This window comes from Mucilaginibacter rubeus (genome assembly GCF_003286415.2).
Classification (GTDB): domain Bacteria; phylum Bacteroidota; class Bacteroidia; order Sphingobacteriales; family Sphingobacteriaceae; genus Mucilaginibacter; species Mucilaginibacter rubeus_A.
Map to the genome: position 1 here is coordinate 6,615,147 of NZ_CP043450.1, position 12,126 is coordinate 6,627,272.

At 44.5% G+C, this 12,126-nt stretch carries 18 protein-coding genes; 11 read left to right on the plus strand and 7 right to left on the minus strand.

Features of this window, described 5'->3' with window-relative positions; all coding sequences use genetic code 11:
* Window positions 1-4 precede the first annotated feature (4 nt).
* The 5 genes from DEO27_RS26775 to DEO27_RS31635 all read left to right on the plus strand — a co-directional run bounded on the left by DEO27_RS26775 (window position 5) and on the right by DEO27_RS31635 (window position 1,244).
* Window positions 5-316 carry a hypothetical protein gene (locus DEO27_RS26775; protein ID WP_112574832.1) on the plus strand — a complete coding sequence of 104 codons (312 nt, stop codon included), beginning with the start codon at window positions 5-7 and terminating at the stop codon, window positions 314-316.
* A gap of 12 nt (window positions 317-328) precedes the next feature.
* The gene (locus tag DEO27_RS26780) at window positions 329-577 is read left to right on the plus strand and encodes a hypothetical protein (protein WP_112574833.1); all 249 of its coding nucleotides are present in this window, start codon (window positions 329-331) and stop codon (window positions 575-577) included.
* Window positions 567-815, plus strand: coding sequence for a hypothetical protein (locus DEO27_RS26785; protein WP_112574834.1), 249 nt, complete (start codon window positions 567-569; stop codon window positions 813-815). Before DEO27_RS26780 ends, DEO27_RS26785 begins: the two co-directional genes overlap by 11 nt.
* Entirely contained in the window at window positions 805-1,008 is a 204-nt protein-coding gene (locus tag DEO27_RS26790) for a hypothetical protein (RefSeq protein WP_112574835.1), read from the plus strand. Before DEO27_RS26785 ends, DEO27_RS26790 begins: the two co-directional genes overlap by 11 nt.
* A gap of 68 nt (window positions 1,009-1,076) precedes the next feature.
* Window positions 1,077-1,244 carry a hypothetical protein gene (locus DEO27_RS31635; RefSeq protein ID WP_190295253.1) on the plus strand — a complete coding sequence of 56 codons (168 nt, stop codon included), beginning with the start codon at window positions 1,077-1,079 and terminating at the stop codon, window positions 1,242-1,244.
* A 31-nt stretch (window positions 1,245-1,275) separates the two neighbouring features.
* Here the strand turns inward: DEO27_RS31635 and DEO27_RS26795 are convergent, their stop codons facing one another.
* Both DEO27_RS26795 and DEO27_RS26800 read right to left on the minus strand, forming a co-directional pair.
* The gene (locus DEO27_RS26795; protein ID WP_112574836.1) at window positions 1,276-1,809 is read right to left on the minus strand and encodes a hypothetical protein; all 534 of its coding nucleotides are present in this window, start codon (window positions 1,807-1,809) and stop codon (window positions 1,276-1,278) included.
* A gap of 2 nt (window positions 1,810-1,811) precedes the next feature.
* Window positions 1,812-2,390 carry a phage virion morphogenesis protein gene (locus DEO27_RS26800; RefSeq protein WP_112574837.1) on the minus strand — a complete coding sequence of 193 codons (579 nt, stop codon included), beginning with the start codon at window positions 2,388-2,390 and terminating at the stop codon, window positions 1,812-1,814.
* A gap of 30 nt (window positions 2,391-2,420) precedes the next feature.
* Between DEO27_RS26800 and DEO27_RS26805 the strand changes: the two genes are divergently transcribed.
* The gene (locus DEO27_RS26805; protein WP_112574838.1) at window positions 2,421-2,639 is read left to right on the plus strand and encodes a hypothetical protein; all 219 of its coding nucleotides are present in this window, start codon (window positions 2,421-2,423) and stop codon (window positions 2,637-2,639) included.
* A gap of 90 nt (window positions 2,640-2,729) precedes the next feature.
* On the opposite strand, the gene DEO27_RS26810 is transcribed toward DEO27_RS26805, so the two are convergent.
* From DEO27_RS26810 to DEO27_RS26830, 5 genes are all read right to left on the minus strand, one after another.
* On the minus strand, window positions 2,730-3,905 hold the full coding sequence (locus DEO27_RS26810; RefSeq protein ID WP_112574839.1) for a phage minor head protein: 1,176 nt from the start codon (window positions 3,903-3,905) through the stop codon (window positions 2,730-2,732).
* Between the two features lie 104 nt (window positions 3,906-4,009).
* Window positions 4,010-5,467 (minus strand): DUF935 family protein, encoded by a 1,458-nt coding sequence (locus tag DEO27_RS26815; RefSeq protein ID WP_112574840.1) that lies wholly within the window; start codon window positions 5,465-5,467, stop codon window positions 4,010-4,012.
* A gap of 22 nt (window positions 5,468-5,489) precedes the next feature.
* Window positions 5,490-5,912 (minus strand): phage protein Gp36 family protein, encoded by a 423-nt coding sequence (locus DEO27_RS26820; RefSeq protein WP_112574841.1) that lies wholly within the window; start codon window positions 5,910-5,912, stop codon window positions 5,490-5,492.
* A 1-nt stretch (window position 5,913) separates the two neighbouring features.
* Window positions 5,914-7,416, minus strand: coding sequence for a hypothetical protein (locus DEO27_RS26825; protein WP_112574842.1), 1,503 nt, complete (start codon window positions 7,414-7,416; stop codon window positions 5,914-5,916).
* Entirely contained in the window at window positions 7,413-7,880 is a 468-nt protein-coding gene (locus DEO27_RS26830; protein WP_112574843.1) for a DDE transposase family protein, read from the minus strand. Before DEO27_RS26830 ends, DEO27_RS26825 begins: the two co-directional genes overlap by 4 nt.
* A gap of 266 nt (window positions 7,881-8,146) precedes the next feature.
* Here DEO27_RS26830 and DEO27_RS26835 point away from each other — a divergent pair, with 266 nt between their 5' ends.
* From DEO27_RS26835 to DEO27_RS26855, 5 genes are all read left to right on the plus strand, one after another.
* Window positions 8,147-9,238, plus strand: coding sequence for a hypothetical protein (locus DEO27_RS26835; RefSeq protein ID WP_146750111.1), 1,092 nt, complete (start codon window positions 8,147-8,149; stop codon window positions 9,236-9,238).
* A 59-nt stretch (window positions 9,239-9,297) separates the two neighbouring features.
* Window positions 9,298-10,443, plus strand: coding sequence for a hypothetical protein (locus DEO27_RS26840; protein WP_112574845.1), 1,146 nt, complete (start codon window positions 9,298-9,300; stop codon window positions 10,441-10,443).
* Between the two features lie 71 nt (window positions 10,444-10,514).
* Window positions 10,515-11,066: a phage holin family protein gene (locus DEO27_RS26845; RefSeq protein ID WP_112574846.1), complete on the plus strand. Its 552-nt coding sequence runs from the start codon at window positions 10,515-10,517 to the stop codon at window positions 11,064-11,066.
* The gene (locus DEO27_RS26850) at window positions 11,059-11,586 is read left to right on the plus strand and encodes a lysozyme (RefSeq protein WP_112574847.1); all 528 of its coding nucleotides are present in this window, start codon (window positions 11,059-11,061) and stop codon (window positions 11,584-11,586) included. The genes DEO27_RS26845 and DEO27_RS26850 overlap by 8 nt, the downstream gene beginning before the upstream one ends.
* Before the next feature lie 15 nt (window positions 11,587-11,601).
* Window positions 11,602-12,087, plus strand: a complete 486-nt coding sequence (locus DEO27_RS26855; protein WP_112574848.1) for a hypothetical protein — start codon at window positions 11,602-11,604, stop codon at window positions 12,085-12,087.
* Window positions 12,088-12,126 lie beyond the last annotated feature (39 nt).

Sequence of the window (12,126 nt, forward strand, 5' to 3'; positions counted from 1 at the left end):
ATCTATGCAACTCGGCCACCAACTTATTACAAACCTTCTTAGCGACCCTTTAGATAAAACCAACGTAAAACACGTAAAAGGCGTTTATACGCAGGAACGTGATTTTGCTATAGCCTGTCGCCTTTACTTTCATTATAAAATCAAGGGCCTGCGTTACGATGTGGCTATCGAAATTCTTAACAAAGAATTTTATCTGGGTGAAACTACTTTGGCCCAAATCATCATGCGCAAGCGTGACACTATCGAAGAGCTTAAAAACCTGAAAGCCGATAGCAAATACCTTCAAAAGCAATTACCTCACTATAACTGGTTTTAATATATTTACGGCATGGATAGTAATCTTAAGTCAATCGTTGCGGAGTATTTCAAAGATTTTTTCGAGACAATCCGCTTTTACGAAGACAAACATATTTTAGCGATGGTAGGTACAAGAAAAGGGAATGATTTTAGCTACGTATTTAGTGACCTAAATAACGCTTCAAATTATCAATTTGACTTATTACATCATTACCTCGAAAATATAAAAGGCGAAATGGTGCGTAGCGAACAGCGGATAATTTTAGAAAATGGGAAATAAAACTCGCCCTGAAATAAAGGGTTATAACGAATTCTTAGAAGCCATAAAGGCACAGCAAACGGACTATACACCTGTTTTACGTGCGGAATATGAAAACGCTTTGAAAAATGCCAGTAGCGCAGATATGAAAAAGTTTGTTGATTTTTATTTCCCCCAAAATGGTTGGCTTTGCTCGCTATGGCCTCGGTGTGCGTTTGAGAGAATGGGAAGGCGTATAATTTCAAGGCATGAAAAATAAAGAAGTACAATGGCGCGATGTGCGCATATTTATAGGTGGTAAGGAGGTTGAAGGTATAAAATTTGATTATCCTGTTATGATTGGCCCGGAAGGCAATATATACACTCTCATACAAAAGCCTTTGGAAGATCGTTTTTCTGAAATATGGGTAAATAGAGTTGCAAAAGAAATAGAAAAGCCTGCTAACAAATAGCAGGCTTTTTTTTACCCTATGCGGTTTCCCGTAAAAAACACAATGCCCCGCATAATAGCTTTGTCAACATGGAAACAACATTAAAAAGGGTCGAAGTTAAAAGTAGCTTTTTATTCGGCGGTGTTAAGTTTATGAAAGATTTGGAAGCAGATGACGAACTTATACAATGTAAAATATACGGCACTAATGCAACGGTATATATCGCCGATCATGCACTGGTTACACCCTGCAAATAGCAAAAAGCCCGCTAACAATAGCGGGCTTTTTTTATGCTGCCTCTGTGCTTGTCTCCAGATCAGGACGCGGTACTGTTTGCGCTGGCACTGGTATGGCGGTATTATCTACAAAGCCAAAATTATAGCGGATAACCCGTACCCTAATGTTATCTTTCCGCCGCTCTGTACTGGAGCTTATCCGGCTAAGCGGGTTAAAATATCTGTCATCGCTCCAGCCGTGTAATACCTTATTTACCCGGTGTTCTAAGTTCCAAAATCCCAATGCCTTTAACTTGTGAGTGTCTTTATAATAGTGCGTAGCCGCCGTGTAGGCCAATAATGCGATACGCACCTCCAGCACGCCTTCGCCCTGTTGTTGGTTTTTAGAGTTGTCGGTATAACGCAACTCTAAAAAGTCGGTAAGCGCACAGGGAAACGCAACGGGGCTTTCACGCTCTCCCTGTTCATCTATTTCAAGTTGCCCCAAATCTTGATCTATAAATTTTAGCTCTGGCAGCGTTGCCAAGCGATTTTGTACAGCTAAAAACACATTGCCTAAAATGGCGATCATCACATCATCATTCATATCTATCTATTTAAAATCTTGTTTATTTCACGTGTTAGCTCCCTTGTAATGCTGGCATCCAGTACCGGACTGTTATGATCTTCGTAGGGCATAAACTGGCGCTGTGGTATCACTATTTTCATTTTGCGGGTGTGTGCCTTTACTTGACTGTCGCCTACGTGGGTTTTAACCATTTTGGGTTTACGTGCGCCGGGGGCGCTGGCTTCATCAACGTAAAACCTGCGGCGGCTAAATGCCCGTACGTGCGCTGTGGTATCGATAGTGCCGCCCTGATTGTGGATTTGAGCGTACTTTACATTGTTGTAAAAACGTACTTCGCCCCGGCCATTGGTGGTATAATTAACGCCCCTGCGTAAGCGCCCGGTAATAATTAGAATTCGACCAGGTCTTTTCTTTCCCTCGTTTGATTTTTTGTTTTTCCACGGTTGAAAGGTTGAGCCCTGCCAGCCCTGCGCCCGGAAATTGCCATCAATAAACCGTAGTGTTTTACGCACTACCATGCTGGGGGCAATGTCATTTATATATGTTGCTATTAGTCCGGCGTTACGGCGCTGCTGTCGTATAAAATCTCTGCTTTCCAATTGAAATTATTACATTTAAAAAAAAATATTATGGCAACCACACTTACACAATCACAGGTAAACATGGAGCTCTTAGTTAGTCTTCATCGTATACAAGCAACCGTACAAGTATTAACCGAGGCCGTTGCTGATTTATATGCAAACGCGAACGATAAAGACAAACAGGAGGTTTATACTAACATGCAAAAGGCTATAAATGAGAAAGCGGCAGCATTAGGCAATCAGCTTTCAAATCTTCCACAGTTATAATAATTTCCTATATTTGCGTCATAATTAACCGCCTGTGTGCTTTAGGTTCGCTTTTGAGTTGAATGTCTAAAGGGCCGCACAGGCGGTTTTTTATTGCTTAAATTTTAGTATGCCTTTGCGTATTTTAATCATTTCGGCGGTGTTGATTTTGCCGTTATGCTGCATCTCGACCATTGTCGAACTGCGTACCGTGCTGTCTGCATCCACATGTACAACTACAGGGGCTTTATCGTAATATTTGATATAGGTTAGCGAAGGTTTGCCCTTAACCATATTGCTCCAGATTTCATCTGGATTTTTAAGTACGTCCGGGGCTTTATTCAATATCCTGTACCTGTCATCCCGATTTTGTTCTAAAACATGGTTCCTAAAGGCGTTATCAAAGCGTACGGTTACGCCATCTGCTGCGATCACATCGAACGAGCCGCGCACTTCGCCGCCTGTTTGCTGCATCCACCAATCTAAACCGCTGGCTTTGTCCTTCATGTAGGAGATCGGCGGAAAGTCGCCCTTTGCATAAATCTTGTCTATGCCGGGCATGCCGTAGTTTTTCTCTGCGTCAAGCTCTTTTAACTTGCCGTACCGGCCATGCTTAAAATATGGGTGGCCTGCTTTGTAAATCACCTTTTCTTTGCCCACGTTGCCTTTAAAATACGGCTGTATATCTGCACTCCTTTCAAGGTCTTTGGCGTGGTCGCGGTCGGTTGGCGTATCCGTATCGGCGGCAGGTATAACCGTACAGCGGCAATTCCATGCGTTCGGCGGGTAAATCCTATTCCAAATCGGGTCGGTGCTTTTTAATATCAGGCCGTCAAGTTGGGCGTGTTCAGGTCGTACCCGGTCATCCCCTACAGTCCTGTATTCTAAATATTTAAATGCCTGTAGCCCCTGCCATTTCTCCGCCATCTGTGCCGATGCTATGGCGTTGTTATATTCGGCCTGTAAATAAGTTTTGTTGTACAGCACGTCTACAGTGTCGCATTCCCTTGCAAACTCTGCAAACGGCCTTATTTCGCCATTTTCGTCAAGTAAAAACCTATTGAACTGCTCCAGCATTACCATGCTTTTAGCGGCGCTGAAAGCATATACATTATGCTCCAGATAGGTTTTTAAACTGTTGCGGTAGTCATCGCCGCCAAAGCTTTTACCTCCCAGTCCTTCGGCAACGGCACTAACCAGTTTTGCAGACAGGTTTTTGTAATAGTCCGGCTGTATGCTGTCGGCGGTTAATTTGCCTGAATGAACATCTGATAAAAATTTATTCAAGATGTCGCGGGCATCCCCGGCAGCAAGCTTGATAACGTGATCGTGACCGCAATCGCAATAAGTGTACAGGTCTGATAATTTAAGTTGCCCCGTTACTTCCGGGGCTATGCGAAAAAATCAAGTAGGTATAATGCCAGCTTTTCACGGGTTTTTAGCTTCACGTTCCCCGGCTTTTTGTCGTCTTTGCTTCCTTTTTTGCCTTGTTTTTCCTTTGAAGATTGGGGGGTATTTGCATTTTCTTTGCCTCCATTTTCCTCAAAATCGCTCGTTAAAGCATCTGTAAGGGCTTTTTTCTCCGCCATTTGCGCTTCGTAGTCATCCGGTTTTTTCATGCCCGCCAATTGGTACACGTCATCATGATTAATTGGCATGCCTAAATCCTTTGCCATTTGCACAAACATGTTCATTTGGTCGGTCGGGGTAACCTTTTCTTTTCCTTCAGGAATAATGAATTTACCGCCCTCAACTACAGGCAAGCCAAACGCCCGCATGATCTTTATAAAGAAGCTGTTTAAATGCCTGCGTACATAATCTTTATCAGCTTCCTTTTTATCATCATCCTGCCTGCCATGTTCTTTAGCCTGCGCATAACCCGACGAACTACTGCTTTGCGTGGTTTCGGTTGTGCCCAAAAGGGCTTTGCTTATTTCCTCATTACAGGTATCGTGAAAGCTCTTTTGCAATTGCCCGTTTGATGTGGTGGTATTTGGGAAGAAATTAACCTTTGTCCCTGCTGGTCTAACCAGTCGCCCGCTATTGCCCATTGCAGCAATAGCCGCCAATAATTTTAAACGCTGGTCTTCGTCGAACCCGTCCCACTCGGCATCCATAATAGGAGCGCCGAAAACTTCAACGAAGTTTGCCCAATCGCTTAAATTGTTACGCTTTAAAATGGCATACATAGAGGCAGAGATCAGCAAGCCCATATCGCGCGGCTTGCCAACTTCCATAACTGTTTGTGCAAAGCGGCCTTCTCTGATGTTTACCCCAGTGTCTCCGTTTTGATCGGTGGTGATAATGCCAGTTTCCGGGCGCATGTGTTTGCGGTTCTGCTGGTCGGCTATCATCTGCCAGCGGCCTTCGGTATCCTTATAGATATTGCACTCTATCATTGAATACCCCCAAAAGCGGGCGTTCAAAATTTCAGTTAACAGATCGGCAAAACCCAGGCTATCCAAAAGTTCATTTATCTCATCAACCGGATTGCCGTCTTTATCTACATATTGCCATTTAGCCGTCGTGATTGCGTCGATACGTTTCCCAGTAACGGCAATGATATGGCCGTCACTCATTATATCGAGATACAAATCATATAGGATTACCCGGCGCGGGGCAAAGATGCTATCGAACTGCTTTTGGCCGTTTCGCCATACGCCTAAATCAAGCGGGCGGCGTATTGGTGCTCTTACATCTATTTTGATAGGTTGGTTAACCGCTACGCCGTTGGCTGCCAAATATTGCCGCGCTGCCGTGCCTTTGTCAACTGTTATAGACCGCGGCGCTTTTTGTGGCGTTGGGATAATGCCCGCAAGCTTAACTCTATGCTTTTTATTCTTTGACATTTAAAGGGGTATTAAAAGGGTTTTAAATATTGTTTTTGCGTTTTGGGTAGCTGGAGACGTGAAAGAAAGTGTTAGCCTCCGGCGCGGCTTTAAGCGGCCAGCCAATGGGGGTAAGCTTGCCGCTTTGCACCTTAGCAAGCCAGATACGCGCGTCATTTGCGGCGGCCCGTATGTCCTTTACATTTTGGTTTGGTGCGCACTTTTTTGTTAGGTAATAAAGCGCCAGCGATTTGCATGTCTCTACTAAAAGCGGGTCGCGCTCATTCTCTTCACGTGCAAATAATACGGCAGTGTCAAACCTGTTTAAGTAGCCTTTTGCTTCGGTGATGCCAATCGCTATTGCGCCCGTGTCGCCTGTTATCTCTTCGTCTTTGCCTTCGGTTATCGCGTCCATATCCTCTTCATACATGAGGCTGGTTAAGTCATCTTTGCTGATAAATGCCATGTTAAACTCGTTTGCTGTTTTTGATTGGTGGTAGCACTTGCATGCCTCCGGTGTTGCTTATTGTTTTGCTGTCTATTGTGGCTTTTGCGCCCTCTACGCTATCCGGGCCGTCATCATGCGCCCGGCTGGTTTGGCTAAGTGCTTTAAATTGTGCCTCGCATGCTTTCATGTCGGGGGTGTCCTTTATGGCCTGATTGAAATAGAGTTTTCCGTTTCGGTTGATCGGCTCCAGTGAGCTTTCAATGCGGTAAAACTTTTCGGGCTTTTTGCGGGGGTCGGGTGTTAGCGGCAGGCTGCGTTTAAAATGCTTATTGGCTTTGGCTATCTCCAGTTTTAAGCTGTCATCAATCCACGGCCATTCTATGAGCATGTAAAGCGGTACAGCGCCGTTAACCAGCGACATTATTTCATAATGCCACGCCAGCATATTTGCGGTAGTAGTTTGCTGGCAGTACTGGCGTATTACGTGGTATTCATCTTTCCACTTGCCCATTAAGCAGGTGGCTTTAAAGTCGTTTTTGCGCCCGCTTTTGTAACTGGGGTCGGTGTAGCTTACTAAAAATCTATATTCCTTTAAAGGGCGTATGGCTTTGAAATGTATCTCTTTGAATACTTTACCCTCTGTGATGGGATTGTTGTAGTATTCGCCCTGTATAGCTTTGTAGCTCAAAAAGCGGAGCGCTGTATCTATGTAAGCTTCCGTGTTTTTATTGGGCCAAGTGCTTTTGCCGTTTTCGTCCCTGATGTTTACGATTTCGTAAAAATCAGCCACGGCCATAGCGCGGAGCATACAACAATCTTCGGCAATGATGTTGCCGTTAAAGATCACCAACAAAGGCACAGAAATGGAGCGCGTAGGGATTAACGCCCGCTCTAACCAGTCGTAAGCCTGCTCAACCAATTCGGGGTTTCTGCATTGTTCGTCGGTATCAAAGTCATCGACTATAATACAGTCCGGGCGTATCTCATCATTACGCGTACCACGCGGGCTTTCGCCTGCGCCCAGGGCGCGAAATGCAACGCCGTTTCGTGTTATAAATTCGTCGGCTTTCCAATTGCCAATACTTTGCTGCACACCATAGTCATTGATTAACCTGCTGTTTTTTTCCAGTATGGTTTTATATGGCAGTAACAGGCGTATAGCATTGCTGCTGTTGTTGCTGGCTAATATGATATTCCGTTTTTTACCTGTCATTGCCAGATACAAAACTTCCATCATAGTACGGCCAGATTTTGAAAGCTCCCTACTCCACGGGCGGGCCTCAAACCATTCAGGATTATTTAAAACCCTTTGGGTGCTGCGCAGGTGAAACGGTGCTGGCTCTGCCGTGTAAAACTTTGAAAAATAATATTGAAACCAGTGTTCCGGGTAGGCTTCCAGCGCGGAAATACGCGCCGCTTTTTGCAAGGGGGTTTCTGTCAAATCAACCGGGGCGGCCCGGTTCATATTGTCTACAAAAACATCCCAATTAACTAAAGCCCGTTTATCAGCGGGCTTTATCATTTAACGAGGGTTTTAATCATTAAATCAGCCCACTTCATTATAATTTTTGCCTCTGTAAGGTTTTCAGTCCGGGCAAAATTTATAAGCTTCATTAACACTTCGCACGCCTCTTGCAGGCTCACTTCGGTTTCCAAATCCCTGATAGATGCGGTTAATTTTTTTAAAATATCCGCCTCTTTGCTGTCGGGGAAGTCAGCGCCTTTGCCGCGCTTTTCAATAGCGTCATTTAGGTTAGTGAACTGTTTGTAAAGCCTTTTTAACTCAACCTCTCTGGTCATCAAAATACCTGCGCGTTGAGTCTCCCATTTTTCCTCTGCAATCCACTTTCCTATTGACTTTTCACTAATTCCTACGCGCTCCGCCAACTCCTTTTGGGTAGTCACGCCATCCTTAGTAAACAGGTTTTTAGCAAGCTCTTTTCGCACTGCTATTTCTGCTTTTGATAGTCTTTTTTTCTCTGCCATAACGGGGGGTTATGACGCAAAAGTGTACCCTTTTTTATACAATATAAAAGCAGAAAAATGGATGATGTAAGTAGCTTTTATCGTAAGGTAAAACTATGTTAATCAACAAATTATGCGGTTTTTTTTCGGTAAAAATGCGCCTTACGTTTGCACCACAAAACGAAAACAAAACAAATGAAAAACTAATCTGAAAGCTCCCCCAAATGCAGGCAAAAAGTATGCGTTAAGTGCGCGAAATAATCATGAAAACGACCGAAAAAAATTAAATGAAAAGAACATCAAAGCGGTATGTAATAACGACCTCCGCACTTAACTGCTACTTTTTTAGAATCCTTACAAAGGGCCTCGATTTAACGCAGTATGAAAAGAACCCGATAACGCTATGGATGCACCAGCGTCCGCGAGGGCTAAGTAAAGATGAAGTACTGCCACTTGGTAACGCTGTTGACCTTCGTCTCGAAGGCGACCAGATTACTTGCGCGCTGGAATTTGACGAAACTGACACTTTCGCAATGGCAATTTTCAACAAGTATGAGAATGGTACTTTGAGAATGTTAAGCGCCGGGGTAATTCCACTTGAGTGGAGCGAAGACCCTCAATTAATGGTGGCCGGGCAGATCGGCCCAACTGTAACCAAAGGCAAGTTATTCGAGGTTAGCTGTGTGGATATCGGGGGTAACGACGATGCATTACCATGCGCTCTTTACAACGCTGATGAAAACCTAATCCAGCTTTCAGACCTCACCCAAAACGGCTTAATAACCCTATTCAATAACCTTCAAATAACTAAAAAAGAGGATACCCCAACAATGAAGTTAATTACCCTTAGCGCCGATGTGCAGTCAGCAATACTGCTGGGCCTTAAACTGAAAGAAACCGCTACAGATGTAGAAGTTCAAACGGCAGTTCAAAACCTTATAACGCTGTCTACAAATCAAAAAAACGAGATCACAACCCTAACTACCGAAAAGGAAACTATACAAGGCAAGTTAACCAAAGCGGAAGGCGATCTGGCAGCGCAAATCAAGCTGTCTAACAAGTCAAAAGTAGACGAAGCAATCAAGCTTAACGGCACTGGTAACGGGGGCGCGGGTAAGTTTTTGCCGGGCGCTGAAGCCGATTGGCGCGCAGCTTTAGAGCGTGATTTTGACGGCACAATCAAGCTTTTAAATAGCATGCCGGGCAGTACCACGCTGGCGCAAACTCTACAAAACCAGCAAGGCGGTGGCGTATGGTACGCACAGCTTTCATATAGCCAGATGGATAAAGCAGGTACGCTTGTGAAGCTTAAGGCTGAAAGTCTGGACGCTTTCAAAGCAAAATATCTGGAGCATTTCGGCAAAGAGTACAAAGGCTAATCATCAACAATACCCCTATTAAAATCAACTTAAGTTTCTAATTAACCCCTATTAAAATCATGTTTAATCAAAAATTAAAGCGCGTTAACTACCTGTACAACGTGGCTGTATTATTTATCCTTTTTGTACTGGGTGGCATATCCGTTGCCGCTGCTGCTCCGGTTGCCGCAATCGGCGCTGTTGCTACTGGCAGTCTTTTAAACTGCGTTAAAATGCCTGGGTTTGCCTTTATGGCCGTGCAGGTAGAAATCTGGGAAAATCACATTGAAGAAGCCATTTTTAAGGATAACGCATTTATTCGCTTTTCTTTCAATGCCGATGAGTATGTGAATGGCCGGGCGGTGCATATCCCTCAATCTGGTGGCGCTGGTAATGTTGTTAAAAACCGTGCCTTTACGCAGGGTGGTGCAACCGTTCGTAAGCGTACCGATACCGATGTGTTATACCTGATTGATGAGTTCACTACCGACCCCGTTCTAATCTCAAACGCCGAAACTGTAGAGCTTTCATACGATAAACGCGAAAGTGTTTTAGGTGAAGACAAAAACCAGTTATCGCAGACCATTGCAGAAGAAATGCTGTACAACTGGACGCATGACCAAAACACAGGCGCGGTGTTACCTGCAACCAGTATTATTAAAACTACCGGCCCAATTGTGCAAGCAACCGCCCCCGGCGCGACTGGCTACCGCTTTTCCGCTTCGCTTTCAGATCAGCAAAGGGCTGCTACATTTTTACGTACCCAAAACCGTTGGTTTGAGGGCCAAATGTACGCCCTGTATAGCGCTAACCTGCACGCTCAAACGTACCCGGCTGATAGCATCGTAACCGCAACCTATATGCAAGCTGCTACAGAAGATGAGCGCCGTAACGGCCTGTTGGGTAAATCAAATGGCTTCGGTATTATGCAGCGTAGTAACGTGTTTACAATTGCGGCAGACGGCACAATCAAAGCGCCGGGCGCTGCGCCAGAGGCTACAGACTGCGAAGGTGTTCTGTTCTGGTATAAAGATGCTGTGGAAACTGCAAACGGCGACATGAAAATGTTTGACCAATACGGCAACCCGGTTTATTATGGTGACCTGTTTTCATTCTTAAAACGTGTTGGTGGTCGTGCCCGCCGTGCGGACTGGAGAGGTATTGTATTGCTTGTACAAGGCCAGCCAACACAGGCGCAAATCGACGCTTATTTAGCGGCTCACTAATCCCCAATTAATAACTATCAAAAAGCCCGCTGCAATGCGTGGCGGGCTTTTTATTCAACTCAAAATCCCAAATGAAAAAAGGCTGGTTTGTGCAGATGTTGGCAACTTACGACTATCATGGGTTAATCAATTTCTTTGAAAGTCTTGCGCCTTCTGTTCGGTATAGCCTTACAAAGCCGCTATTAGTATTAAGTGTTTTGTATCCCGGTATTACGGCTTTTACAGCAATGTTTTTCCCTGCTGTTGAAGCAACGCTGGGTATAAGCGGCCCGGCTTTTATAGCCATGAGCGCAGCGTTCATAATGGAGCTTGCAAGCGGGTTGGCTGCATCGCATATCAGCAAACAACAGTTTAGTAGTTTGAGGCTTTCGCGCTTCACCTTTAAGGTGTTCATATATCTGGTAATAATTGCCGTTCCCTATCACTGGCAAGAAAATTTTTTAGCCAGGCACAAAGAATTTATGGCGGCCGTTTTCGACTGGCTGCAAAGTGTACTGATTGTACAGATCGCTTTTGAGAATATCATCTCCATACTCGAAAACCTTGCGGTAATAACTGGTAAAGACAAAACCGCATGGATTAACAAAATCAAGGACAAATTAACAAGCTTATATAATGGCTAACAAGGTTGCCGCCAGCTCTCTGGCCCTTATCAGTAATTTAAAAACCGTAGCGGCCCGCGCTTACCACGCCGCCAGTGCCGATGGCGAAAAGCTTATACAAGGCTTTGAGGGTTTGCGCTTAAAAGCCTATCAGGATATAGCAGGCGTATGGACAATTGGCTGGGGTAATACCCACTATGCAAACGGCAAGCCAGTTAAAAAAGGCGATACCCTGCCAAACAGGGAGTGTGCTGATGATCTGCTGGAATTCAAGCTAAAAGGGTTTGCCGCACAAATTAACAATCTGGTTAAGGTTACAATCAATCAAAACCAGTTTGATGCCCTATTAAGCTTTCAATATAACACAGGTGCGCTTGCAGTGAGCACACTACTCAAAAAGTTAAACGCTGGCGACTTTGCCGGAGCCGCCGCAGAGTTTGGCAGGTGGAACAAGGTAACTAAGGAAGGCAAGAAAGTAGTATCACAGGTGCTAACCGACCGCCGCGCTAAAGAAGCTAAACTGTTTTTAAAACCGCTTTAAACCCCCTTTAAATACATGAAATCTATTTTAAGTTTTATTGCCCTTGCATGGGCTACCCTGTTTAAAAAGAAAACTTCAAACGATGTGGTTGTGCAAGTGCCTGCCATCGACATTTCGCAGGATACTATTAACCACGTAATTGACATTGTAAATAATGTTAAAAAGGTGGTTGAAAGCCCCGTAACCATTTTAGTAACCGATTTAATACCCGGCACGCTGGATAACAAAATCGTGGCGCTGATTGATGAAGCGATTGTACCCACAATGGCCGGATTGACCTTTGTTAAAAACTGGCTGGAGACAAACCCGCCGCAAGATAAAAACGTGCTGTTGAACGATATTTTAAATAAGGTTCATTTCAGCGATGATGCAGATAAAAACGGCTTTTACCACAATTTGGCAGCCCGGTTAATCATGGTTGCATCTGACGGGAAGGTAACATGGAGTGAATCGGTAAGCCTTATTGAGCTTTATTTCAAGCAGGTATTCGGTATTAAATAACCCCCTATTAAATAATCAAAGGCAAACGGCAGGGCCAGC